24 protein-coding genes are annotated in these 25,825 nt (G+C 31.4%); 13 read left to right on the plus strand and 11 right to left on the minus strand.

Features of this window, described 5'->3' with window-relative positions:
* The first annotated feature begins 62 nt into the window (after window positions 1-62).
* Genes Q0L44_RS02135 through Q0L44_RS02145 form a run of 3 tightly spaced genes read left to right on the plus strand, consistent with a single transcriptional unit; the run spans window position 63 to window position 3,127 of the window.
* Window positions 63-1,250: a mannosyltransferase gene (locus Q0L44_RS02135; RefSeq protein ID WP_366084974.1), complete on the plus strand. Its 1,188-nt coding sequence runs from the start codon at window positions 63-65 to the stop codon at window positions 1,248-1,250.
* 51 nt (window positions 1,251-1,301) lie between these two features.
* On the plus strand, window positions 1,302-2,318 hold the full coding sequence (locus Q0L44_RS02140; RefSeq protein ID WP_296634643.1) for a LacI family DNA-binding transcriptional regulator: 1,017 nt from the start codon (window positions 1,302-1,304) through the stop codon (window positions 2,316-2,318).
* Window positions 2,318-3,127 (plus strand): HAD family hydrolase, encoded by an 810-nt coding sequence (locus Q0L44_RS02145; protein ID WP_296634646.1) that lies wholly within the window; start codon window positions 2,318-2,320, stop codon window positions 3,125-3,127. The genes Q0L44_RS02140 and Q0L44_RS02145 overlap by 1 nt, the downstream gene beginning before the upstream one ends.
* Here Q0L44_RS02145 and Q0L44_RS02150 read toward each other — a convergent pair.
* Both Q0L44_RS02150 and Q0L44_RS02155 read right to left on the minus strand, forming a co-directional pair.
* Window positions 3,124-4,077, minus strand: coding sequence for a carbon-nitrogen hydrolase family protein (locus tag Q0L44_RS02150; protein ID WP_296634648.1), 954 nt, complete (start codon window positions 4,075-4,077; stop codon window positions 3,124-3,126). The genes Q0L44_RS02145 and Q0L44_RS02150 overlap by 4 nt on opposite strands.
* A 3-nt stretch (window positions 4,078-4,080) precedes the next feature.
* Complete coding sequence (locus Q0L44_RS02155) at window positions 4,081-4,872, minus strand: DUF2797 domain-containing protein (RefSeq protein WP_296634651.1); 792 nt, start codon at window positions 4,870-4,872, stop codon at window positions 4,081-4,083.
* A 60-nt stretch (window positions 4,873-4,932) separates the two neighbouring features.
* Between Q0L44_RS02155 and Q0L44_RS02160 the strand changes: the two genes are divergently transcribed.
* A complete protein-coding gene (locus tag Q0L44_RS02160; protein WP_296634653.1) occupies window positions 4,933-6,447 on the plus strand; it encodes a GH3 auxin-responsive promoter family protein in 1,515 nt (504 codons plus the stop codon).
* Here the strand turns inward: Q0L44_RS02160 and Q0L44_RS02165 are convergent.
* From Q0L44_RS02165 to Q0L44_RS02180, 4 genes are all read right to left on the minus strand, one after another.
* Window positions 6,444-7,421, minus strand: coding sequence for a polyprenyl synthetase family protein (locus Q0L44_RS02165; protein ID WP_296634655.1), 978 nt, complete (start codon window positions 7,419-7,421; stop codon window positions 6,444-6,446). The genes Q0L44_RS02160 and Q0L44_RS02165 overlap by 4 nt on opposite strands.
* A 93-nt stretch (window positions 7,422-7,514) precedes the next feature.
* The gene (gene rlmN / locus Q0L44_RS02170; RefSeq protein ID WP_296634657.1) at window positions 7,515-8,552 is read right to left on the minus strand and encodes a 23S rRNA (adenine(2503)-C(2))-methyltransferase RlmN; all 1,038 of its coding nucleotides are present in this window, start codon (window positions 8,550-8,552) and stop codon (window positions 7,515-7,517) included.
* 239 nt (window positions 8,553-8,791) lie between these two features.
* The gene (gene queA / locus Q0L44_RS02175; RefSeq protein ID WP_296634659.1) at window positions 8,792-9,841 is read right to left on the minus strand and encodes a tRNA preQ1(34) S-adenosylmethionine ribosyltransferase-isomerase QueA; all 1,050 of its coding nucleotides are present in this window, start codon (window positions 9,839-9,841) and stop codon (window positions 8,792-8,794) included.
* A gap of 73 nt (window positions 9,842-9,914) precedes the next feature.
* Window positions 9,915-11,144: a 3-phosphoshikimate 1-carboxyvinyltransferase gene (locus tag Q0L44_RS02180; protein ID WP_296634662.1), complete on the minus strand. Its 1,230-nt coding sequence runs from the start codon at window positions 11,142-11,144 to the stop codon at window positions 9,915-9,917.
* A 55-nt stretch (window positions 11,145-11,199) separates the two neighbouring features.
* Here Q0L44_RS02180 and Q0L44_RS02185 point away from each other — a divergent pair, with 55 nt between their 5' ends.
* A complete protein-coding gene (locus tag Q0L44_RS02185) occupies window positions 11,200-14,307 on the plus strand; it encodes a glycosyl hydrolase (protein WP_296634664.1) in 3,108 nt (1,035 codons plus the stop codon).
* Window positions 14,308-14,355: 48 nt separating this feature from the next.
* On the opposite strand, the gene Q0L44_RS02190 is transcribed toward Q0L44_RS02185, so the two are convergent.
* The 4 genes from Q0L44_RS02190 to Q0L44_RS02205 all read right to left on the minus strand — a co-directional run bounded on the left by Q0L44_RS02190 (window position 14,356) and on the right by Q0L44_RS02205 (window position 16,503).
* Complete coding sequence (locus Q0L44_RS02190) at window positions 14,356-14,604, minus strand: hypothetical protein (protein WP_296634667.1); 249 nt, start codon at window positions 14,602-14,604, stop codon at window positions 14,356-14,358.
* A complete protein-coding gene (locus Q0L44_RS02195; protein ID WP_296634669.1) occupies window positions 14,604-14,930 on the minus strand; it encodes a nucleotide pyrophosphohydrolase in 327 nt (108 codons plus the stop codon). The genes Q0L44_RS02190 and Q0L44_RS02195 overlap by 1 nt, the downstream gene beginning before the upstream one ends.
* A 13-nt stretch (window positions 14,931-14,943) precedes the next feature.
* Complete coding sequence (locus tag Q0L44_RS02200; RefSeq protein ID WP_296634672.1) at window positions 14,944-15,717, minus strand: alpha/beta fold hydrolase; 774 nt, start codon at window positions 15,715-15,717, stop codon at window positions 14,944-14,946.
* A gap of 72 nt (window positions 15,718-15,789) precedes the next feature.
* Complete coding sequence (locus tag Q0L44_RS02205; protein WP_296634674.1) at window positions 15,790-16,503, minus strand: pyridoxine 5'-phosphate synthase; 714 nt, start codon at window positions 16,501-16,503, stop codon at window positions 15,790-15,792.
* 60 nt (window positions 16,504-16,563) lie between these two features.
* On the opposite strand from Q0L44_RS02205, the gene Q0L44_RS02210 reads away from it, so the two are divergent.
* From Q0L44_RS02210 to murI, 8 genes are all read left to right on the plus strand, one after another.
* Window positions 16,564-17,223, plus strand: a complete 660-nt coding sequence (locus tag Q0L44_RS02210; RefSeq protein WP_296634677.1) for a CBS domain-containing protein — start codon at window positions 16,564-16,566, stop codon at window positions 17,221-17,223.
* Between the two features lie 26 nt (window positions 17,224-17,249).
* Window positions 17,250-18,149, plus strand: coding sequence for an NAD kinase (locus tag Q0L44_RS02215; RefSeq protein WP_296634680.1), 900 nt, complete (start codon window positions 17,250-17,252; stop codon window positions 18,147-18,149).
* A 106-nt stretch (window positions 18,150-18,255) separates the two neighbouring features.
* Entirely contained in the window at window positions 18,256-18,939 is a 684-nt protein-coding gene (locus Q0L44_RS02220; protein ID WP_296634681.1) for a DUF6089 family protein, read from the plus strand.
* Between the two features lie 6 nt (window positions 18,940-18,945).
* Window positions 18,946-19,689 (plus strand): isoprenyl transferase, encoded by a 744-nt coding sequence (locus Q0L44_RS02225; RefSeq protein ID WP_296634684.1) that lies wholly within the window; start codon window positions 18,946-18,948, stop codon window positions 19,687-19,689.
* On the plus strand, window positions 19,658-22,228 hold the full coding sequence (gene bamA, locus Q0L44_RS02230) for an outer membrane protein assembly factor BamA (RefSeq protein ID WP_296634687.1): 2,571 nt from the start codon (window positions 19,658-19,660) through the stop codon (window positions 22,226-22,228). Before Q0L44_RS02225 ends, bamA begins: the two co-directional genes overlap by 32 nt.
* Window positions 22,229-22,292: 64 nt before the next feature.
* Window positions 22,293-23,099 (plus strand): OmpH family outer membrane protein, encoded by an 807-nt coding sequence (locus tag Q0L44_RS02235; RefSeq protein WP_296634690.1) that lies wholly within the window; start codon window positions 22,293-22,295, stop codon window positions 23,097-23,099.
* A gap of 38 nt (window positions 23,100-23,137) precedes the next feature.
* Window positions 23,138-23,644 (plus strand): OmpH family outer membrane protein, encoded by a 507-nt coding sequence (locus Q0L44_RS02240; RefSeq protein ID WP_296634692.1) that lies wholly within the window; start codon window positions 23,138-23,140, stop codon window positions 23,642-23,644.
* Window positions 23,645-23,710: 66 nt separating this feature from the next.
* Window positions 23,711-24,502: a glutamate racemase gene (murI, locus tag Q0L44_RS02245; RefSeq protein ID WP_296634696.1), complete on the plus strand. Its 792-nt coding sequence runs from the start codon at window positions 23,711-23,713 to the stop codon at window positions 24,500-24,502.
* On the opposite strand, the gene Q0L44_RS02250 is transcribed toward murI, so the two are convergent.
* A complete protein-coding gene (locus Q0L44_RS02250; protein WP_296634699.1) occupies window positions 24,499-25,482 on the minus strand; it encodes a type IX secretion system membrane protein PorP/SprF in 984 nt (327 codons plus the stop codon). The two genes, murI and Q0L44_RS02250, sit on opposite strands and share 4 nt — an antisense overlap.
* Window positions 25,483-25,825: the final 343 nt, after the last annotated feature.

Below are 25,825 nucleotides of genomic sequence, written 5' to 3' on the forward strand. Positions count from 1 at the left end.
TAGGTTTATTTGGGTGTTTTTATTTTCTAGTACAAAAACCGAGATTATCATTTAAAAACTTGGTGTGCATAGCATTTGTTTTCAGATTAATATTTCTATTTGTAGCGCCCAATTTATCGCAAGATTTTTTTCGTTTTATTTGGGATGGCCGTTTACTCTTAGAAGGTATAAATCCATATTTATCTTTACCTGAAAGCTTAATACAAAATATTAAATACCCTATTGCAGATGCTCGAGAACTGTATAAAGGCATGGGGGAGTTAAATGGAAGTCATTATACCAACTACCCCCCTTTAAATCAGTTATGTTTTTTAATTGCAGCACTATTTGCCAGTAAAAGCATTTTTGGTTCAGTTTTGGTTTTACGAGCACTCATCATTCTAGCAGAATTAGGAATTTTCTATTTTGGAAAAAAACTGTTGCAAGCATTAGATCTACCAAAACATAATATATTTTGGTATACATTAAATCCGTTTATCATTATAGAACTTACAGGAAATTTACACTTTGAGTCGGTGATGCTTTTCTTTTTTATATGGGGAATGTATCTTTTGCAAAAAAGAAAATGGATTTTGGCTGGTGTTTTAATAGGCTGTTCAATTTCCGTAAAGCTATTACCATTTTTATTTTTGCCATTATTTTTTAAACTATTTATTCATAAAAAATCAAACTTAAGTTTAGCAAAACAATGGTTACAACTTATTGTTTTTAACCTTATAATTTTGGTTACTGTTATCATTTTTTCCCTGCCTTTTTTATCAGAAAATCTAATTTCAAATTATGCTAACTCTGTTGGCTTGTGGTTTGGTAAGTTTGAATTTAATGCAAGTTTCTACTATTTGTTTAGAGCTATAGGATATTGGTTTAGAGGCTATAATGAAATAGAAATTATTACCAAAATAACACCTATTTTAACCATACTTTATTTTATCTACCTAACCTTCTTTAAGAAAAACAATCAACATAAGGTCTTATTTATAAGTATGCTTTTTGGTTTATGCTTTTACTATTTTACCTCAACAACTATTCACCCTTGGTACCTGGCAACACCTTTATTGCTTTCAATATTTACCAAGTATAAGTTTCCAGTATTTTGGACACTGGTAATTATTTTAAGCTATCAGGCTTACGCAAATTTACCTTGGCAAGAAAATTTGTGGTTTGTTGCTCTAGAGTATATATTATTATTTAGTTTTATGATCTTTGAATACAAAACACAAAACAAAAAGAGAAACATTATTTTTAAGTAATCGACAAGACATCATTTATATTTTCATATCTTCGTAATTAAACGTTTTTAGATGAAAAAGCTAACCATAAAAGATATCGCTAAAGAGTTTAAAGTCTCAATTTCTACTGTATCTAAGGCTTTAAATGATAGTTATGAAATTAGCCAAAACACTAAGGAGAAAATTCAAAAATACGCCAAAGAGCATAATTACAAACCAAATTTTAACGCGCTCAGTTTAAAAAACAGAAGCACAAAAACAATTGGGGTAATAATACCTACAATGTTAAATTACTTTTTTGCTCAGGTGTTTAAAGGAATCGAGAAAACAGCTTTAGAAAAAGGATATAAAGTAATTACTTGTATCTCTAACCAATCTTATGATAAAGAAGTAGAAATTATAGAAATGCTTTCTAACGGAAGTATTGACGGCTTTTTATTGTCTATGGCTAAAGAAACCGAACTCAACCAGAAGATAAGTCATTTTAAAGAATCTATTGCAAATGGTACGCCAATTGTGATGTTTGATAGGGTTGCCAAATCAATTTCTTGCGATAAAGTAATTACTGACGATTTAGAGGGAGCCACAAAAACGGTTAAGTATTTATATAAAAAAGGCCATAAAAATATTGCGTTTGTTTCTACAATGAGTGATTTACATATTGGTAAACAACGATTAGAAGGTTACAAAGAAGGTTTGAAAAATGTTGGATTAGCCTATAATGAAAGCCTAGTGCTTAATATTGTTGAGCAAGACTATAAAAAGTATAAAAATATTGTTAGGCCATTTATAAAAGATAATGCAATAGATGCTGTAATTACTACAGGAGAATCTGTAGCAATATCAGTGATGAAAGCAATTAAAAAGAACAACCAAAAAATACCGAAGGATGCTGCAGTTATTGCATTTTCTAATGGTATTTTATCTAGACACTCTAGTCCTAAAATGACTACAATTAGTCAACATGGAGAGCAAATGGGTGCTACAGCTGCTGGAATTCTTATCGAAAAACTAGAAAATAAAACCACAGAAATTACTACAGAAATCATAAAAACAGATTTGGTAATTAGAGATTCTACTCGAAAATAATGACAGCTTTTTCTAAAGTTAAACTTATTGTCTCTGATATGGATGGAACACTCCTAAATTCTAAAGGAGAAGTTAGTGCTGTCTTTTTTAAATTATTCAAAGAACTAAAGAAAAGAAATATTACGTTCTGTGCAGCAAGCGGAAGGCAATACAACAGTATTATAGCAAAATTAGACAAGATTAAGGATGGTATTTTTGTAATTGCAGAAAATGGAGGCGTAGCAAAACAAAAAGATAAGATACTATTATCTCATTATTTAGAAAACAGAAACGTATTACAACTCATACCCATTTTAAGAAAAATAGAGAGTGCAAACATGGTTTTATGTTGTGATGGAGAAGCTTTTATTGAAAGTAAAGACAAATACTTTATCAAACATTTTCAGGAATACTATCACAGCTTTCAACAAGTAGAAAATCTAATGGAAGTTGCTGAAACTACTGCTGTTTTTAAAATTGCTGTATATCATTCTCAGTCATCAGAAAAATATATTTATCCAAAATTACAATCAATACAAGATACTGTTTTACTAAAAGTGTCTGGTAAAAATTGGTTAGATATTTCTGATAAAAATGCAAACAAGGGTGAGGCCTTAAAAAAAATTCAAGAATTACTTGGAGTATCTAAAGAAGAGAAGATGGTTTTTGGAGACTACCACAATGATATAGAGATGATGCAAGAAGCCGATTTTAGTTTTGCAATGGGTAATGCTCATAAAGACATTAAAGCCTTAGCTAAATTTAGCACTGAGACCAATGATAACAATGGTGTTGAAAAAGTAATTAAAGAATTACTTGATGCTCTTTAATCTTTAAATTCTACAGTACTTTGTCTTTCTCTATTTACCCTTAATTGGGTTACATCTGGCCTAGAATAGTGCCCAACAACATCAAAGTTTTGACGCTCTCCTAAAACACGATTAAAATCTAATGTTTCTATAATCAAACCCTCTTTTTCTAATACAGGCTCAATTAGCCATTCTCCATCAGGACCAGCAATGCAAGAACCTCCATTTGCCAAAACTTCTGGAGCATCTTTTACAATTTTATCATAATGAGGTACATCTTTAGGAAAATCTGACTTTGCCATTAAACTCGATACAGAAATTACAAACGAACGTGATTCTCTTGCTATAAAACGAGTAATATCTTTTGTATTATGCTCAGATCCAGGCCAAACTGCAATATGCAAATTTTCTCCTAATCCATACAAAGCAGTTCTAGGTAAAGGCATCCAGTTTTCCCAGCAGTTTAGACCACCTACTGTAAACTCCTTTAGCGAATGAACTTGTAAGCCATTTCCATCTCCAGGTGCCCAAGTTAAACGTTCATCAAAAGTAGGTTGTAATTTTCGGTGCACAGACTTTATGATTCCTTCTTCATTAATATATACCAAACTTGCATAAATACTATGACCTCCTCTATTTTCTGCACGCTCCATTATACCTAAATAAATAGCTATTTTGTATTGTTTAGCAAGTACACAAATAGCATCTAATTCTCCTTTTTCTATAGTTATGGAATTACGAATATAATGTGCGTGAATTTCTTTTTGAGTGTTTGAGTTCCAAGCAGCACCATTGGTTAATGCTATCCAAAATGGATAACCAGGAAGTAAGGCTTCACCAAATACAATAAGTTCACAATTTTCTTGAGCTGCATCTGTAATTGATTTTTCTATTTTCTGCAACGTCTTTTCCTTGTTTAACCAAACAGGAGAAATTTGTGCTAAAGCTACTTTTAACAAATTCTTGCTCATCCTTTAAATTTCGATATTTACTACTAAGCCCTCATTAGATCTTACATTAAAAACAGTTTCGTCTTCAAAAATTAAATACTGCCCTTTGATACCTACTAATTTACCTGTATAGGTAGGTGTTTTAATTAAATTTAAACTTTTTGGTTTTAATGGATATTGGGTAACTGGAAAGTTAATATTAGTTTCTGTATTACTTTCAATAAAGTATTCTGTGGCTTCTGCAGGAATGTATTCTTTTAATTTCTCTCTCCATTCTACTAAATTAACATCTTCAATATCATTCTTTAGCATTTTACGCCAATTGGTTTTATCAGCAACATGTTCTTTTAAGGCAACTTCTGTGATACCTGCTAAATATCTATTAGGCACTTCTACTATTTCTATAGCTTCATGCGCCCCTTGATCTATCCATCTTGTAGGTACTTGTTGTTTTCTAGTAACACCAACTTTTACATTGCTAGAATTGGCCAAATACACAATGTGCGGTTGCAATTGCACAAGTTTTTCATAGGTTAAATCACGATCTTCTTCATCTAAATGTGCTTTACTTAACTCTGGTCTCATAATCCAGTCTGCTGCTTGGGGAATATCAAAAAAACACGATTGGCAGTATCCTTGTCTATATATTTTTTTTTCTGAATGACAATTTAAACACTCATAAGAAACAAAAGAAAGTTTTATCTCTTTAGACAGCAACTGATTCATATTTAAGAAATCGGTTTTCATATCTAAATAATATTGAACTTCTTCTCCAATCTCACTAATCATTTTTCTTAAAACTCCTTGGTATTGCATAAATAAATTTTTGTTATTTTTAGCTTATTAACAAACTTACAAAAAAAACGAATTCAATTTATGGCTTTACCTATTGTAAATTCAATCATCTCTTGGTTTTTAAAAAAAAGGATTCATCAAATAGAATTGTTTTTAAAATACCCAAATGATGTGCAGAATGAACTTTTATTAAAGCTAACACATACAGCTAAAGGAACTGAATTTGGAGAAAAACATGCCTTTAAGAATATTAAAAGCTATACCGACTTTAGCAAAAATGTACCTATTCAGAAATACGAAAGTATTGAACCACTCATTGACCGATGTAGAAAAGGAGAACAGAATTTATTTTGGCCATCATCTATTAAATGGTTTGCGAAAAGTAGCGGTACCACAAATGCAAAAAGTAAATTTATACCCGTTAGTGGTGAAGCTTTAGAATATTGCCATATGAAAGGAGGGAAAGACATGCTTTGCTTGTATTTACACAACAATCCTGAAACTAAACTTTTTACTGGTAAAGGCCTAAAATTAGGAGGTAGTTCTGCAATATACGAAGACAACAACTCTTATTTTGGAGATTTATCTGCTATTATAACTGAGAATTTACCCTTTTGGGCAGATTATAGTTCCGCACCTAGTCAGGAAGTTTCGCTTATGGCAGAATGGGAAACAAAAATGGAAGCCATTATAGATGAAACCATTCACGAAAATATTACTAGTTTAGTTGGTGTCCCAAGTTGGATGTTAGTCCTTTTACAACGTGTTTTAGAAAGAACAGGAAAACAAAATATTTTAGAAGTTTGGCCAAATTTAGAGGTCTATTTTCATGGAGGAGTAAATTTTAACCCCTACAGGGAACAGTATAAAAAAATAATACCTAAAAAGGATTTCAAATATTTTGAAACCTATAATGCCTCTGAAGGTTTTTTTGCATTACAAGACACTAACAGTTCTAAAGAACTTTTGTTAATGTTAGATTATGGGATTTTTTATGAGTTTATAGATATGAAAAGCTATCAGGGAGAAACTTCTAAAACAATTCCTTTATCTGATGTAAAAGAAGGAATAGATTATGCATTAATAATTACAACAAATAGTGGTTTGTGGCGCTATTTAATTGGAGATACCATTCGTTTTACCTCTTTAAATCCTTATCGTATAAAAATTACTGGTAGAACTAAGCACTACATTAATGTTTTTGGTGAGGAGTTAAATATCGAAAATGTAGAAGACGCTTTAAAGTTAACCTGCGAAAAAACAGGTGCTTTAATATCCGAATATACAGTAGGGCCAATTTTCATGAAAGACAAAAAAAGTGGTGGTCATGAATGGATAATTAATTTCACAAAAGAGCCTGAAAACATGAGTTACTTCACAGAAATATTAGACAATTCCCTAAAGGCAATTAACTCAGATTATGAAGCTAAACGCTATAACTCTATGACATTGGCTATGCCAAAAATTCATGTTGCTAGGAAAAACTTATTTTACGATTGGTTAAAAAAGAAAGGCAAATTAGGAGGACAACACAAAGTGCCAAGACTTTCCAATTCAAGAGCTTTTTTAGAAGAGCTCCTAACTTTACAGGATTAAATTTTACGTGCTACCACATAATCTATCATTTTTAGTAGAGAGTCTTTATAAGGAGATTCTGGATAGTTATTTAATATTGTAATGGCTTTGTTTTTGTAAGAATTCATTTGAGATATCGTATAATCTATACCCCCATTCTCTTTTACAAACGCAATCAACTCTTTAACACGCCCTTTATTTTTATTGTGTTTTTTTATGGTATTAATAATCCATGCTTTTTCTTTAGCTGTGCAATTGTTTAGTGAATGAATTAAAGGCAATGTCATTTTTTGCTCTTTAATATCAATACCTGTTGGCTTCCCAATTTTTTCGTCTGAATAATCAAATAAATCGTCTTTAATTTGAAAAGCGATGCCAATGTACTCTCCAAATTTTCGCATTTGCTGAACGGTATCTTGCTTAACCCCCACTGAAGCTGCTCCTATACCACAACAAGCCGCAATAAGTGTTGCTGTTTTTTGACGAATAATATCAAAATAAATATCTTCTGTTATGTCTAACTTTCTAGCTTTTTCTATTTGTAACAATTCGCCTTCACTCATTTCACGAACAGCAATAGAAATTAGTTTTAACAAATCGAAATCTTCATTATCAATAGAAAGTAACAACCCTTTAGATAATAAAAAATCACCCACTAAAACTGCTATTTTATTTTTCCATAAGGCATTTATAGAATAAAAACCACGTCTTCTATTAGAGTCGTCCACTACATCATCATGCACCAAAGTTGCAGTATGTATTAGCTCTACAACAGAAGCTCCTCTATACGTTCGCTCATCAAAACCTCCATTAGAAACCATTTTTGCTACTAAAAAAACAAACATAGGACGCATTTGTTTTCCTTTTCTACGAACAATATAATAAGTAATTCTATTTAGAAGTGGCACTTTAGAAAGCATGGAATCTTTGAACTTTTTTTCAAAAAGTTCCATCTCTTTCTTTATAGGTTGTTTTATAAGTTCTACTGGTTTCATAAAAAGTGAACTAATTGAATATCTGTGGTATCAAAAATACGAAATATAAACAAGAAGAGGCTTTGTTCTACAAGTGGATTACTAAAAATAAAACTAAGCTTTGTTTGCTAGTTGGCCACAAGCTGCATCAATATCCTTTCCCCTACTTCTTCTTACGTTTACTGTAATATCGTGCATTTCTAGATTAGAGATATAATTATTTAATGCAGCATTACTCGCTTGCTGAAATTGCCCATCATCTATTGGATTGTATTCTATTAAATTTACTTTACAAGGCACATATTTACAAAACTGGACTAAAGCAGAAATATCTTCTTTTTTATCATTGATACCCTCCCAAACCACATATTCATAGGTAATTGCCTTTTTGGTTTTTTCATACCAATATTCTAATGATTCTTTTAAATCTTGTAAAGGAAAAGAGGTATTAAAAGGCATAATAGAGGTACGTACTTCGTCTATGGCTGAATGTAAAGAAACTGCAAGATTAAACTTTACTTCTTCATCTGCCATTTTTTTAATCATTTTTGGCACACCAGATGTAGATACTGTAATTCTTTTTGACGACATACCTAAACCCTCTGGAGACGTAATCATTTCTATAGATTTTAGTACATTTTTATAGTTCATAAGGGGCTCACCCATACCCATAAACACAATATTTGTTAGCTTTTTATTGTGGTACAATCTACTTTGCTTATTAATAACTACCACCTGATCGTAAATTTCATCTGGGTTTAAGTTTCGCATTCTTTTTAAGCGGGCTGTTGCACAAAATTTACAATCTAAACTACAACCAACTTGACTAGAAACACATGCTGTAGTTCTTTTTGGAGTAGGAATTAAAACTGATTCAACAACCAAACCATCGTGTAATTTAATTCCGTTTTTAATAGTACCATCGTTACTTTTTTGCATCGAATCTACTTTTATATGATTGATTACAAAGTTCTCTTCTAACATTTCTCTTGTACTTTTAGAAATGTTTGTCATATCTTCAAAAGTATGCAGAGACTTACTCCATAACCACTCATAAACTTGATTTCCACGAAAAGCTTTATCGCCATTTTCTACAAAAAAATCACGTAATTGTTCTTTAGATAAAGCACGTATGTCTTTCTTATTACCCAATGGTCTAAAATTTTTAAAATAATGTTATAATTAGTGCAAAAATACACTAATATTTTAAGGTAAACTTTGGGAGCGTAAGCAGGTGGGTTAGTAACTGAAATGGCATCCTTTTTTAGTGTAAAAAATAGAATGAAAAACACGACTTGGTACTGAATTTCTTCAGGATAAAGAAAAGTTAAAAACAAAAAAACTGACAACCCTCTAAAGATTATCAGCTTTTAATTTGTTATTGTATTTGCTTAGATGATTAACATAGCATCTCCATAAGTAGAGAATTTGTAACCTTCTTTAACTGCTGTTTTATATGCTTCCATTAAAAAATCATATCCTGCAAATGCAGCTGCTTGCATCATTAAGGTAGATTTTGGCGGATGAAAGTTAGTAATCATTGTGTTTGCAATACTAAAATCATAAGGAGGAAAAATAAATTTGTTTGTCCATCCTGTATAAGCGTTTAGTTCTGAATTTGAAGATACCGAAGACTCTACAGTTCTCATCACTGTTGTTCCTACAGCGCATATTCTTCTTTTCTCTATTTTTGCGTTGTTAATTTTATTTGCAGAATTCACTGGTATTTCAATCTGCTCAGAATCCATTTTATGCTTCGATAAATCTTCTACCTCAACAGGACTAAATGTTCCTAAACCAACATGTAATGTCATTTCAGCAAAATCTACACCTATTATTTCTAAACGCTTTAATAAATGTTTCGAAAAGTGTAACCCCGCAGTTGGTGCAGCAACAGCACCTTCATTTTTAGCAAAAATAGTTTGGTAGCGCTCTGTATCTAATTCTTCTACTTCTCTATTTAAAGATCTAGGTAATGGAGTTTCACCAAGTTCCAATAATTTCTCTCTAAACGCTTCATAACTGCCATCAAATAAGAAACGTAACGTTCTACCTCTAGAAGTTGTGTTGTCTATAACCTCTGCTACTAAACTATCATCTTCTCCAAAAAATAATTTGTTTCCGATTCTAATTTTTCTTGCTGGGTCTACTAATACATCCCACAATCTGTTTTCAGCGTTTAATTCTCTTAATAAGAAAACCTCAATTCTTGCTCCTGTTTTTTCTTTATTACCAAACATTCTTGCAGGAAAAACCTTGGTATTGTTTAACATTAAAACATCTCCTTCATCAAAATAATTAATTACATCTTTAAAGGTTTTATGCTCTATAGTTTGGTCTGCTCTGTTCAAAACCATTAAACGAGACTCATCTCTATGTTCTGCAGGATATTTTGCCAATAGTTCTTCTGGCAACTCAAAATCGAAGTTTGATAATTTCATAAGTGTATTTTGGGATAAAAGTGCAAATATACGATATGAGAATAGGCGTTGTCAAGTGTTTAACACTTTATCTTTACAAATGGGTAATATTAATACCTATTTGCTTCATGTCTTTCCAGAATTTTTGGTATGACTTTGTAACTACTTCAGCATCATTTATTTTAATAGAAACTTTTAACGCTAATGGTGCAAAAGCCATTGCCATTCTGTGATCATTATAGGTATTTATAGCTATGTTACTATTAATGTTTGAAGCTGTTGCTACCTCTAAATTTTCATCTGTAATACTAACTTTAGCACCTAGTTTTGTTAACTCATCGTGTAGAGCTACCAATCTATCTGTCTCTTTTATTTTTAACGTATGCAAACCAGATAAATGACATGCAATACCTTCTGCAAAAGAAGTTACAGCTATAGTTTGTGCAATATCTGGAGCATCTTTTAAGTTTCTGACTAAAGTCTCTTTATTGGTGGTTTTTTCTTTTCTTAAGGTGATGAAATCTTTACCAAAAGTGGTTGTTACTCCAAAATGACTGTAGATATCTGCCAAGCAAGAATCGCCTTGTAAACTCTCTTGTTTATAAGCAGATAATTTAATTTCTGAGCCTAAATCAGCCAAAGCAATAATTGAATAGAAATAACTTGCTGATGACCAATCTGATTCTACTACAACAGTTTGAGTTTTTACGGTTTCTTTCGGAAAAACTTTAATAATATTTTCTTGAAAATTACTCTCTATACCAATTTGAGAAAGCAAGCTTAATGTCATTTTAATATATGGTACAGATGTTATTTTACCTGTTAATTCAATTTCTAAACCATTGTCTAATTTAGAAGCAATTAGTAATAAAGAAGAAATATATTGACTACTTACATTTCCATTAATTTGCACTTTATCTTTCGTAAGTTCTTTTCCTTTTATTTTTAATGGTGGGTAACCCTGCTTTTCAGCATACGTGATATCTGCACCTAAATCTTTAAGCGCATTTACTAAAATTTCAATAGGTCTGTTTTGCATACGTTCAGAGCCTGTTAAAATAACTTCTCTACCTTTATTTACTGCAAAATAAGAAGTTAAAAAACGCATAGCTGTTCCTGCATGACCTATATCTACCAATAAGTCTTCTGTAGTAAGTGCATGATGCATGTGTACAGAATCATCTGAATCAGACAGATTATCTATAATAATTTCTGGAAAAAGTTTTTGTAAAATTAATAATCTATTCGACTCGCTTTTAGAACCAGAGATTGTTATTTCTTCTTCTATTTTTTTATCGGTTAAAACATTTAACAATATGTCCATTCTAAAAATTGATTTATTTTCTTACTTTTAATTTTTAAATTTACAACAAATCAACATGAAAAAATTTATTTTTTTAGCTGTTTGCCTCTTTTTTTCTGCAAATTTCAAAGTTACTGCACAAAAAAAAGCTACCCAAATTTCTAGCGATAATTTTAGCGCTGTAAAATGGAGAAATATTGGGCCCTTTAGAGGTGGTAGAAGTGCTGCTGTAACAGGTGTGGCTGGTAAAGCAAACCTTTTTTATATGGGTGCTACAGGAGGTGGAGTTTGGAAGACGACAGATGCAGGTGGAACTTGGCAAAACATTTCTGACGGATTTTTTGGAGGTTCTGTAGGTGCTGTAGCTGTCTGTGAATCTGACAACAATGTAATGTATGTAGGAATGGGTGAAAAAACCGTTCGTGGAAATGTTTCCTCTGGAGATGGGGTTTGGAAATCTGAAAACGCAGGTAAAACTTGGAAACATATCGGCTTAAAAAACTCTAGACATATCCCTAGAATGCGTATTCATCCAAAAAATGCTGATATTGTTTTTGCAGGAGTCATGGGAGATTTATACAAACCGACTCAAGAAAGAGGAGTTTACAAAACAACTGATGGAGGTGAAACTTGGCGTAAAGTTTTATTTTCTAATGAAAATGCAGGGGTTGTAGACTTAATTATTGATCCTAATAATCCAAGAGTATTATATGCAACCACTTGGAATATCAGAAGAACTCCTTACAGTTTATCTTCAGGTGGAGAGGGTTCTGCACTTTGGAAAAGTACAGACGAAGGAGAAACCTGGATAAACATTTCTACCAATAAAGGTTTACCTGGAGGAATTTGGGGAATTGCAGGTGTAACAGTTTCACCTGTAAATTCTGATATTGTTTATGCCCTAATTGAAAATAAAAAAGGGGGTGTTTACAAATCTACAGATGCAGGAGAGACATGGAGGTTAATTAATTCTGAAAGAAAATTAAGACAAAGAGCTTGGTACTATACACGTTTGTATGCAGATACTCAAGATGAAGATATATTATACGTATTAAACGTGCGTTATCATAAATCTACAGATGGTGGTAGAACCTATAAAACCTACAATGCACCTCATGGAGATCATCATGATTTATGGATTGCTCCAGAAGACAATCAACGAATGATTATTGGTGATGATGGAGGAGCACAAGTTTCTTTTGATGCTGGTGAAAACTGGAGTACCTATATGAACCAACCAACGTCACAATTTTATAGAGTAACTACAGACAATCACTTTCCTTATAGAATCTTAGCTGCTCAGCAAGATAATTCTACCATTAGAATTTCTCATAGAACAGATGGACGTTTTATAACTGAATCTGATTGGTCTTCTACTGCAGGTGGAGAAAGTGCACACATAGCTGTAGATCCTTTAAACAATGACATTGTTTATGGAGGTAGTTATGGAGGCTATTTAACACGAGTAAATCATAAAACTGGAGAAACAAGAGCAATTAATGTTTGGCCTGACGATCCAATGGGGCATGGAGCTGAAGATTTTAAATATCGTTTTCAATGGAATTTTCCAATCTTCTTTTCACCAAACAACAAAAAACGTTTGTATGCAGCCTCTAATCATTTACATGCAACTGATGACGAAGGTCAGAGTTGGAAATTAATTAGTCCAGATTTAACTAGAAACGACCCTAAAACATTAGGCCCTTCAGGAGGTCCAATTACTAAAGACAATACTGGGGTTGAGTATTATGGAACTATTTTTGCAGCCACAGAGTCTGCATACGAGCAGGGTTTAATTTACACAGGCTCTGATGATGGTTTAGTACATGTTACTAGAAATAATGGTGAAACCTGGAACAACATCACTCCTAAAAAAATGCCTGAATGGATGATGATTAACTGTATAGAAGTTGATCCTTTTACGAAGGGAGGAGCCTACATTGTAGGTACTAAATATAAATCTGGAGATTACAAACCATATATCTACAAAACAGAAAACTATGGTAAATCTTGGGATTTATTGGTAAATGGAATTGGTAACGAAGATTTTACAAGAGCATTAAGGGCAGATCCAAAACGTAAAGGTTTATTGTATGCAGGTACTGAAAGAGGTATGTATATTTCTTTTGATGATGGTAAAAATTGGGAGAGCATGCAACTGAACTTACCAATTGTACCTATTACTGATTTAGCTATTAAAAACGATAATTTAATTACTGCAACTCAAGGGCGCTCTCTTTGGATTATTGATGATTTAACTGCAATTCATCAACTTACTAAAGACGTAGAGAAAAAAGATTTGTTTTTATACAAACCAAAAGATGCTTACAATTTAGCTGGTGGTAGAGGAAGAACCTCTAAAATAGCAGGTACAAATCATTCTGGAGGTGTAAATATGTATTATTTCATTAAAGAACTAAATGATAAAGATGTAGTCTCTATTTCTATTGCTGATGCCAATGATAATAATATAAAAACCTTTTCTATAAAGCCAAATAAAGATTTAAAAGAAGGCAAACTAAATGTTAAAGAGGGTAACAATATCTTTAATTGGAACATGATGTATGATGGAGCTGAGTCTGTAAAAGGAATGATTTTATGGTGGGCTTCTTTATCAGGACCAATGGCTTTACCTGGCAATTATAAAGCAACTTTAAAATTTAACGATAAAGCTCAATCTGAAACATTTACGATTCTAAAAAATCCTATTTCTGAAGCTACAGAAAGTGATATGAAAGCGCAGTTTGATTTTATAAATGACATCAACACTAAAATGACAGAAATTCATAAGGCTTTAAAAAACGTAAAGAAAGTTCGCAGTCAAGTTGGGTTGTTAAAAAAATCGATAACAGACAAAGAAGCAAATAAAGAATTGATTGATTTTGCTGATCAATTAATAAAAGACATGACTACTATTGAAGAAACTTTGTACCAGACAAAATCTAAAAGTGGACAAGATCCTTTAAACTTTCCTATTCGTTTAAATAACAAATTGGCACATTTAAATTCATTAACAAGAGTTGGTAATTATGCACCAACAAAACAAGCTATTGAATTTAAAAATGAAATAACTGCAACTATAGATGTTGAGTTGCAAAAATTATATAGCTTATTTAATAATAAGGTAAAAGAATTAAATGAAAAAGTGAAAAAGAGCAGTATTAACTTAATTCAAATTGATTGATTTTGAATTAAATTAAAATGGAAAAGCGGTCTTGAATAGGCCGCTTTTTTATTTCATATTTTTATTGGTAATATAAAGTCCATAAAAAATACTGATAAGAAATTTCATACTCCAAAACGACACCCATTTACCATTGGCAAAATTTTGTTGTGCAACTCCAGCAAAATCAAATGCTGTTATTAGACTCCAACTATTTACTAAAAGAGAAATTAAGGTCACAAAAAAGAAAAATGGAAGAGCCACTTTTAAAAAATTAGACCAAAATAAAGGTTGTTTAATTTTATCCGAAAATTTCATTATTTTAATTTTTTATTGTTGTGATGACGATCATGATCACGTTTTGTTTTAATGTCTAGTTTTTTATCAAAAGCCTCTTGTAAATTTACACCTGTTTGATTTGCCAAACACAAAACTACAAACATAACATCTGCCAATTCTTCACCCAAATCTTTATTTTTATCGGATTCCTTTTCGCTCTGCTCTCCATACCTTCTTGCTATAATTCTGGCAACCTCACCAACCTCTTCTGTTAGCTGAGCCATATTTGTAAGCTCATTAAAATAACGAACTCCATGCGTTTTTATCCAAGTATCTACCTGTTGTTGTGCGTTTTCTATATTCATTTTACAACTAAATTTAAGTTAAAAAATTACAAACTACTTTATAAAATTCTGTAGGATTTTCTGCGTGCAACCAATGCCCAGCATTCGAAATTGTGACTACTTTATTGTTTGGAAAATGAGAATTGATGATCATTTGCTCTTCAGGAAGAATGTACCCAGAGTTTTCTCCACTTAAAAAAAGAGTATTTTTATGAAACTGACTATTTTTAGGGAGTGGTTTGCCTACCTCCGAATTGTTTTCAGTTAAAGATTTCAAATTAAATCTAAAATCTAACACTCCTTTTTCTTTCCAATAAACGTTTTTTAGTAAGAATTGCCTTACTCCAAGTTCAGAAATATATTCTTTTAACTGATGATCTACCTTGCCTCTCGTATTTTGAATAGAAAAATCTATGGAATTTAATCCTGCTAAAATTGCATTATGGTGAGGCTTATATTCTTTAGGAGAAATATCTACAATAATTAATTTCTCAATTAAATCAGGGTATTTGGTTGCAAATAACATGGCTGTTTTACCTCCCATAGAATGACCTATTAAATAAACCTTTTCTAACTGATAAAACTGAATATAATCGTAAAGGTCTTGCGCTAACAAATCATAATTAAAAGACAAGTCATGAAAACTTCTTCCATGATTTCTTTGATCTATTAAATGAACCTGAAAATCTTTAGAGAAAGAATTTCCTAGAGTTTTCCAATTGTCAGACATCCCAAAATAACCATGTAAAATTAATAATGGATGACCATCTCCTACTACTTGGGAATGTAAAATATTACTTTCTAACATATTACTTTTTAGGTTTCTAAATAAAGCTTAGAATATTGTAATTTTTAGTTAACTACTGTACTAAAATAAACCCTATTTTAATTTATGTAAATACATGTTTACAACATTCTCTAGACCTAGATACAAGCTCTCTGCAATTAATTCATGCCCAATAGAAACTTCTGCTAAGTTTGGGATATTTTGTTTAAAAAATTGAATATTATCTACACTTAAGTCATGCCCAGCATTAATGCCTAAACCCAATTCATGAGCTACAATAGCTGCCTTTGTGTAAGGTTTTATAGCCTCTTCATTCCCTTTTTTAAACTGACTTGAAAACTCTTCTGTATAGAGTTCAATTCGTTCTGTTCCTGTTTTTGCAGCAGCTTCTATTAATTTCAAATCAGTATCTATAAAAATAGAAGTTCTAATTCCATTTTGCTGAAACTCAGTAATCATCTCTTTTAAGAAAGATTGATGTTTCACTGTATCCCAACCTGCATTAGAAGTAATGGCATCTACAGCATCTGGCACTAAAGTAACTTGAGTTGGTTTTGTTTCTAAAACTAGATCCATAAAAGATTGTATTGGGTTACCTTCTATGTTAAATTCAGTAGTTACCACCTCTTTTAAATCTCGCGCATCTTGGTATCGAATGTGTCTTTCATCTGGTCTTGGATGTATAGTAATACCTTGTGCTCCAAAACTTTGAATATCTGAAGCTACTTTTAGTAAATTAGGAACATTACCTCCCCTAGAATTCCGTAAAGTTGCTATTTTATTAATATTTACACTTAACTTTGTCATGATCTAAAATTAGATAACAAAGATAATTTATTAAATCATTTTATCCTATATTCGTAGAGCATGAATATTAACGATTACATCTTAAAAGAAATAAGAGCATTTCAATTACATGATAGTGTAAAAAAAGCGCAAGCAGTTTTTAAAAATTACCCTATTACACACTTTCCTGTCGTTGAAAATAATGTACTAATCGGTTCTTTCTCAGAAAATGATATAAACACGTTAGAAAAAACAACCGATAAACTTTCAGCCCACTCCTATCTTTTACAATTATTTTTTACTGATGAAAAAGCTACTACATTAGAGATTTTAAAAATATTTGCAACGCACAATACCACTATAATTCCAGTGGTCAATGAAAATAAAGAATATCTTGGTTATTATGATGTTTGTGATATTCTAAATGTGTTTGCTAGTGGTCCGTTTATGGCCGAAAATAGCGAAACTTTAGTGGTAGAGAAAATAACACCAGACTACTCCATAGCAGAAATATCACAAATTGTAGAATCTCATGGAGGGAATCTGTTGGGACTTTTTGTATCAGAAAAATCTGAAGATTTCATTCAAGTTACGCTAAAAATTGAAAGCAAATCGCTAAATGAAATCATTCAAACTTTTCGCAGATACGAATATGAAATAATTTCTAGTCACAAAAATGATATTTATCTAGAAGATTTAAAAAATAGATCAGACTATTTACAAAAATATTTAGAGATGTAATCCTTACATTTAAAAACTTCAACAAGGTGAAAAAAGTAGCAATTTACGGACAATCTTACTCAATTTCTGCAGAAAAAGAAATTCAGACTTTATTAAAAACATTAAAGGAACATAACATCGTTTCCTTCATAGAAAAGGAGTTTTATGAGTTGCTTATTGCAGGAAATAATTTAGATGAAAAGCACCCAACTTTTTCCCATTTTTCTGATTTAGACGCTTCATTTGATGTGCTTTTTACATTAGGGGGAGATGGAACTATTTTAAGAGCAGTTACTTATATTAGAGATTTAAACATTCCTATTCTAGGTATTAATACTGGTAGGCTAGGCTTTTTAGCCACCATTAACAAAACAGCAATCAAAGAAAGTATTCATTTGCTTTTAAATGGAGATTATACGATACAAGAACGTACATTATTAACTGTAAAAACTGATCCAAAAACAAACAAGTTTTCTGAATTAAATTTTGCGCTAAATGAAGTGACTATTGCCCGAAAAAACACGACATCTATGATTGGTGTAAAAACCTGTTTAAACGAAGAATACCTTACCAATTACTGGGCAGATGGCTTAATTATAGCTACACCTACAGGGTCTACAGGATACTCTTTAAGCTGTAATGGACCTGTAATTTCTCCAGACTCTAAAAATGTAGTAATTACCCCAATTGCACCTCATAATTTAAATGCAAGACCAATGGTTATTGCCGATAATACTCAAATTAAATTAACTATAGATTCAAGAGAAAAAGATTTTTTAATTTCTTTAGACTCTAGAATAACTACAGTTGAAAAAAACACTATAGTCTATATTGAGAAAGCACCATTTACAATTAAAAGTATCATCCCAAAAAATCAATCTTTCTTACAAACACTTAGAAGTAAATTATTATGGGGAGAAGATACTAGAAACGAAACCAACCTTTAAGCTTTAAATAACAATAAACAAGTTAAAAAACAGTTAATCAGAAAAGACTAAGTATTAACTTTATTAAGCAAATTGAAATTCCTATATTTGCTCGCTATTTTTACAGATGAAAAAAAGTATATTATTAATTGTATTTGTAAGCCTATCTAATGTTTTAACAAGTCAGGTGTATGAAGCAGGCGTATTTGTAGGAGGTTCTAATTATGTTGGAGATGTTGGTAGAACTAATTACATATACCCAAATGAAATTGCTGGTGCCGCATTTTTTAAATACAATTGGAATCCTAAAATGGCAATAAGAGCTACTTATAGTTTTTTACCTATAAGTGGTAACGATTTGAATGCAGATACTGATTTTAAAAGAGATAGAGGTTTAAATTTCACTAATACCATCCACGAATTTGCATTGGGTTTAGAGTACAATTTTTATGAGTATGATTTATCATCTCCAGAAAAAACTTGGACACCATATATTTTAGTTGAAATTGCCGGTTTTAACTACCAAAAAGTAGTAGCAGAACCGAGACCTGGTGATTTTGTTTTTGAAATAGAGAATAGCTTAACTATACCATTTGGTTTTGGATTAAAGTCTAAATTAATTGGAAATTTTGCCTTTGCTATAGAAGCAAAGTTTAGGTATACTTTTGTAAATGATATTGAAGAAACATCAATTGTAAATGTAGATGAGTTAAACAAGCTTATAGATAACAATAACGATTGGTATATGTTTACGGGAGTATCTTTAACGTATACTTTTGGAAGACCTGCCTGTTACACAAAAGGCTTGTAAGTAAATATGGATAAAAAACTAAACATCGATTTACAAAAAACACCAAAGCATGTTGCTATCATTATGGATGGCAATGGACGTTGGGCGAAAGGTAAGGGAATGAATAGAATTTTTGGCCATAGAAATGCATTAACAGCAGTTAGAGAATGTGTAAAATCTGCCTCTCAAGTAAATGTGAAAGCAATAACACTTTATGCATTTTCTACAGAAAACTGGAACCGACCAAAACTTGAAGTTGACGCGCTAATGAGTTTACTTATAAACTCTCTAAAAAAAGAACTTCCTGAATTTATGAACCAAGGTGTTCAAGTAAATTCAATTGGCTGTTTAGATAGCTTACCAAATAAAGCACAGAAAGTTTTAAAAGACGTTATTTTAGAAACTAAGAACAATAAAGAAATTGTGTTAACTTTTGCATTAAGCTACGGAGCAAGAGAAGAAATTGTTAACGCAATCAAAAACATATCTAAAAAAGTTGTTAATAAAGAACTTAATTTAGAAAAAATAGACGAAAATACTATAAATAACCATTTATATACATTTAATTTGCCCGATGTCGATTTAATGATAAGAACTAGTGGAGAACAACGCATTAGTAATTTTTTATTATGGCAGATGGCATATGCTGAATTATATTTTACAGATGTACTTTGGCCAGATTTTAGACAAGAACATTTCTATGATGCAATTATAGAATACCAGAACAGAGAAAGACGATTTGGAAAAACAAGCGAACAAATTACAGAATAAATTTTATACAAATTTAAGTTCTGTTGCCTTAGTGCTTTTTGCACTATTTTTTAGTTTTAGTGCAAACGCACAGATACAAAATGACAGTATTTCTAAGAATAACTCTGCCTTTAAAAAAGGAGAAGAATATATTTTAGGGGGTATCTCTGTTACTGGCCTTGTAAAGTTTAGTGAAGAAACTGTAAAAGTATTTACAGGTTTACGAAACGGACAAGCCATAAAACTACCTGGTGATAAGTTAACAAGTGCCATTAAAAAATTGTACGAAAGTAAGCAATTTAGAAACGTGGATGTGTATCTGGCTAAGTTAGATGGTAAAACCGTATATCTTCAATTTGATGTTCAAGAACTACCAATGTTAAAAGAGGTAACATTAGTTGGCATCAAAAAAGCAAAAGCAAAGGAGCTACTAAAAGAAGCCGAGCTTAAAGAAGGGGCTATGGTTACAGATAACCTTGTCGTAACTACTAGAAATTACTTTACAAAAAAGTATACCGATAAAGGGTTTCTAAAAACTAAAGTAACTTTAGACACTAAAAAAGATTCATCAGACATAAACGTGGTGAACATGAGTGTTTTTATAGACAAAGGATCAAAAATCAAAATTAAAGACATTAATTTTACTGGAAATAAAACTTTATCAAACAAGACATTAAGAAAAGCCATGAGCAATACCAAAGAGAAATTTTTGGGACGCTTCTGGAAAGGGTCTAAATACATCGAAGAGGATTACCAAGAAGATTTGGAGAGTATCTTAGACAAATACAGTAGAGAAGGTTTTAGAGATGCAAGAATTTTAAGTGAGGGTATTTCTTGGAATGAAGACAACACAATAGATATTAATATAGAATTAGAAGAAGGTAAACAATACCGTTTTTCTGACATTGTATTTGTTGGTAATAAAGAATATACCAATAAAGAATTGATGAAAGTACTTCGAATAGACAGAGGTGATGTTTATAATGGTGCTGTTTTAAAAGAAAGAGTAAAAGGTGATGGCTCTCCAACCTCAGAGGATTTATCGACACTTTATCAAGATAGCGGATTTCTCTTCTCTCAAGTTAATGCTGTAGAAACAAAAGTTGAAAACGACTCCATTACTGTAGAGATTAGAATTCGTGAAGATGAAAAAGCAAAAATTCAAAAGGTAACCGTTTCTGGAAATGACAAAACGAACGATCATGTAATTTTTAGAGAATTAAGAGTAAAACCAGGAGATCTATTCAGTAGAAGTAATATTATACGTTCTATTAGAGAAATTGGCCAATTGGGTTTTTTCGATCAGAACGTATCACCAGATGTTGTTCCAGATTACAACAATAAAACTGCAGACATTAACTTTAATGTTGTAGAAAAAGGTGGGAGTCAAATAGAATTACAAGGAGGTTATGGTGGAGGTGCCTTTATTGGTACTTTAGGTTTATCTTTCAATAATTTTTCTATAAAAAATATATTTAATAAGGAGGCATATACACCACTTCCTATGGGAGACGGACAAAGTTTGGCTTTACGTTTACAATCTAGTAGAACATTTAACACCTATAGTTTTTCATTTACAGAGCCTTGGTTAGGAGGTAGAAAACCAAAGTCATTGTCATTTTCTGTATACTCATCAACCCAGTTTCAATTAAATCCACAAACTTTTCAAGTAGACAGAGATCGTAGTCTAGGAATTGTAGGAGCCTCTATTGGCTTAGGACAGCGTTTAAAATGGCCAGATGATTACTTTCAACTTTCACAAACTATTAGTTATCAAAGTTTTAATTTAGATAATTATGGATTTAGAGTAGGCTCAAATATTTTAAATAATGGAACATTAAATAACCTTTCATACAGTGCTAGTATTACTAGAAACTCTGCAGGACCAAGTTTAATTTTCCCTACTTATGGATCAGAATTTTCTTTCGGTGTAAAAGCAACATTACCTTACTCATTAATAAACAATAAAGATTATTCTATAGCAGGTGGACTAAGTCAAGAAGAAACAAATGCGCAAATTGCAGAAAAATACAAATGGTTAGAATACTATAAATTGAGTGCTAAAGGAAAGTGGTACACTTCTTTTACAGATAAACTAGTATTAATGACCAACGCAGAACTTGGTTTTTTAGGCTATTATAATGCTGAAGTTGGATTATCTCCGTTTGAAAGGTATTTTGTTGGAGGAGATGGTATTGCTGTTTTTCAATTAGATGGAAGAGAAGTTGTTGGTTTAAGAGGTTACGAAAACAATCAATTATCACCATTAGAGGGTGGTTCTATTTACAATAAATTTCAGTTAGAACTTAGGTATTCTATTACAGATGCACCTTCTGCTTCTATTTATACATTAGGTTTTTTAGAAGCAGGAAACTCATATGACAATTTTCAAACATTTAATCCGTTTGAATTAAAACGATCAGCTGGTGTGGGTGTGCGTATTTTTATGCCTGCCTTTGGATTGTTAGGAATAGATTTTGCCCACGGGTTTGATCCTTTACCTGGCTTTACTGAAAAATCTGGTTGGCAAACACATTTTATTATTGGAAGACAATTCTAAGAAAACTGTACATTTGTAATGTCAATGTTTTTTTGGCATGGTTTTTTCTAAATATAGTTTACAAATGAAAAAAATATTTTTACTAGTCGTTCTTTTATTTAGTATTACCTCAGTTTGGTCTCAAAGAAACCAAATTATTGCATATATGGATATGAAATATATATTAGAAAATGTTCCAGAATACCTAAAGGCTCAAAACACGTTAGATGGCAAAGTAGCCAAATGGAGAAAAAAGTTAGATGATCAAGCAAGGCATATAGAAGTTTTAAAATCTGATTTAGCAAATGAGAAAGCAATTTTAACGAAAGACTTAATTGAGGAAAAGGAAGAGGAAATAACAGTAAAACAAATAGAGCTTCGTAGATTAGAATCGCTTTATTTTGGTCCGAATGGTAATTTGTTTACAGTAAGAAAACAGTTGGTAAAACCAATACAAGACCAAGTATACAATGCTGTACAAAGTATTGCTAAAAGAAAAAACTACGATTTTGTTTTTGAAAAATCTAGTGATTTAGTAATGCTATATTCCAATAAAAAATACGATATTAGCGATCTTGTTCTATCTACCATAGACAGAACAAGACTATCGGAGCAAAAAAAGGAAGAAAGAAAGAAAAAAAGAGCTACACCCGATAAGGAAATTACAGAGGTTCAAAAAGAACGTTTAAAGCAAAAAGAAGCGCAACAAAACAAAAAAGTAGAGGCTGTAGCTAAAAAAGTTGCAGATCAAGAAGCAAAGAAAAAACAAATTGCAGAAAAAAGAAAAGCGTTATTAAAGCAAAGAGCAGAAAAAAGAGCGCTTTTGAGAAAGAAAAAAGAAGAAGCTAGAAAAAAGAAAGCCGAAGCGCAAAAAGCAAAGGAAGATAATTAATAACAAAAGACAAGAATAATAATTAAATTAAAACAAGAATGAAAAATTTTAAATCGTTACTATTAATTGCTGTATTTACATTAGGATTTGGTGGTGTTGCAAATGCACAAAAATCGGGTCATATAGACTTCGAAAAATTAGTAGCTGAAATGCCTGCAACTAAAAAATTAAAATTAGATATTGAGAAGTTAGGAAAAACCTATCAAGATGAAGTTGAAGGTATGGCTAAGAAGCTAGATGCTAAGATGAAGAAATATACTCAAGAGCAAAACACGCAAACAAAAGAAATTAACGAAATCAGAGCTAAAGAAGTACAGCAAGAAAACCAAAGATATGAGCAGTTAAGACAAACTGCATATCAAGACATGCAACAAAAACAAGCAGACGGATTAAAACCTATTGTAGAAAAAGCTCAAAAAGCAATTGAAGAAGTTGCTGCTGCAAAAGGAATCTTATATGTTTTTGATGCCTCTATGGGTAAAGGACTTTTAGTTAAAAAAGGAGAAGACTTATACGCTGCTGTAAAAGCAAAATTAGGATTCTAAAAATCTCTTTTTTAAAGTATTAAAAAAAACCTACTTTTATAGTAGGTTTTTTTATTTTTACGACAGATGAAATTGAATTACAACCCTATAGGTTTTTTTGATTCTGGTATTGGAGGTACTTCTATTTGGAAAGAAGTTACAGCTCTTTTGCCAAACGAAAATACAGTTTATCTATCGGATAGTAAAAATGCACCTTATGGAGAAAAACATGCTGATGAAATTATTGCGTTAGCCATAAAAAACACAGAACTTCTTCTCGAAAACAATTGTAAATTAATTGTAGTTGCTTGTAATACTGCAACTACAAATGCCATAACTTACCTAAGAAAAACTTATGATGTGCCTTTTATAGGTATAGAGCCAGCAATAAAACCAGCGGCTTTAAAAACAAAAAGTAAAAAAATTGGTATACTAGCTACCAAAGGAACTTTAAATAGTGCATTATTTGAAAAAACATCGAGCACTATAGATCAACAAATAATTATTAAGGAAACTGTTGGAACAGGACTTGTACCTCTTATTGAAGCTGGTAAAATTGACTCTAGAGAAATGCAAGCATTATTAACGTCTTACATTAAACCCTTACTAAATGAACACATAGATTGTTTGGTTTTAGGTTGCACCCACTACCCTTACTTAATACCCTCAATACAAAAGATTACGGACAATCAAATAGAAATTATAGATTCTGGTTTAGCAGTTGCTAAACAAACTAAAGCTATTTTAGTACAACATCAAATAATTAATGATCGGAATACAGAAGCGCATCATCAATTCTTTATCAATACAAAAAAGACAGTGTTAGAAAATATTCTTAAAAATACTGTAGGAATTCAGATTACTGAAAAAGACTTTTAAAAACCACCAAAAGCAGCATTTATGTTCGGACAAGCTGCAGCTCTTGGAACTCTAGTCCATAAATTAATACCAACAGAAACTTGATGAAATCCTGTATTTGTTAGCACAGTATCGTTCATTTGGTTGGTATACGTATATGAGAATAAGTAATTTTGATAGTTTATACCAACTATAGGAGAAATGAATTCTGCATTCTCTATAGCGTTTGCATCAAAACCTCTTCTATATGAAAGTGCTGCCCAAAATTGAGTTTGTGAAATATTTTTGTACGCTTTTATATTAAAATCTGCAATACGTTGCCCAGTACTTTCTCTAAATTGTAACATTAAAGAAGGCTCAAACTGTACAAAAAGGTCTTCGCCAAAATAATATCCTGCGGAAAAAATATAATTTCTTAAATCTAAAGACTCTTGTACATTTAAATTATTTTTTGCAGTTAATAATAAATTTTTAACTGTAAAATAAGAAGAGAAACCTCCATAATGATAGGCAACACCAAAATCTGCATTATAGTAACTAGTGCTTTCTACAATTGGTGCTACTGCAGAATCTCCAGAAAAAGTTCTTTGATCTGATTGGTTTTGGACAAATGTAAAAGACAATCCAAAAGAAAGTTGATTAAACATCTTACCTGTACTCATTGGTAAGTGATAAGCATAAGTACCTTGTATTCCTTTTTGAGAGTGAAAACCATTCTTGTCATTAAATAACACTAAACCGTAACCCGCGTTAGAATATTCGTCAAATTTAGTATGAAAACTTAAGGTTTGTAATACTGGTGCATTTGGTATACCTGCCCATTGTTGTCTTGCTGTAAATCTTAATTTACTAGAGTTTCCTATTCCTGCAGCTGAGGGATGAACCAAATAAACATTATCAGACAAATAATCTTGATAAATTGGAAGTGTTTCTTGGGCATTAATTTGAAAAGAGAAAGTAATCATACACAAGAAAAGAATCCTAAAAGCGTGTAACTTCATTAAAGGCTAAATTAATTTTGAAAGTCAAATATATTCAATTTAAAAAGAATATTTTAAGATACTTTAATTGTTTTAGTTGATAACACTATTGAAATATCGAACATAAGTCTAACTCCAAAAGACTTAATCAACACTCATCACATAATGACTCTTATTATAAAAAGTTGATATAATGTAGTCTCTTATTCTACTGTTATTAACAGTTTCAACACAATTTTAATATTTAATTTCCTGGTTTAAAATCTTAATTAACTGATTCCCTGTTTTAATGTGATTTTCGTAAAACCCAGTTAAAAAGGTATTATTAGTGCCTCCTCGAAAGAGAAGTCGCATTATGATTTTG

It is taken from the genome of Polaribacter sp. (genome assembly GCF_024639685.1).
In the GTDB taxonomy this organism is placed as follows: domain Bacteria; phylum Bacteroidota; class Bacteroidia; order Flavobacteriales; family Flavobacteriaceae; genus Polaribacter.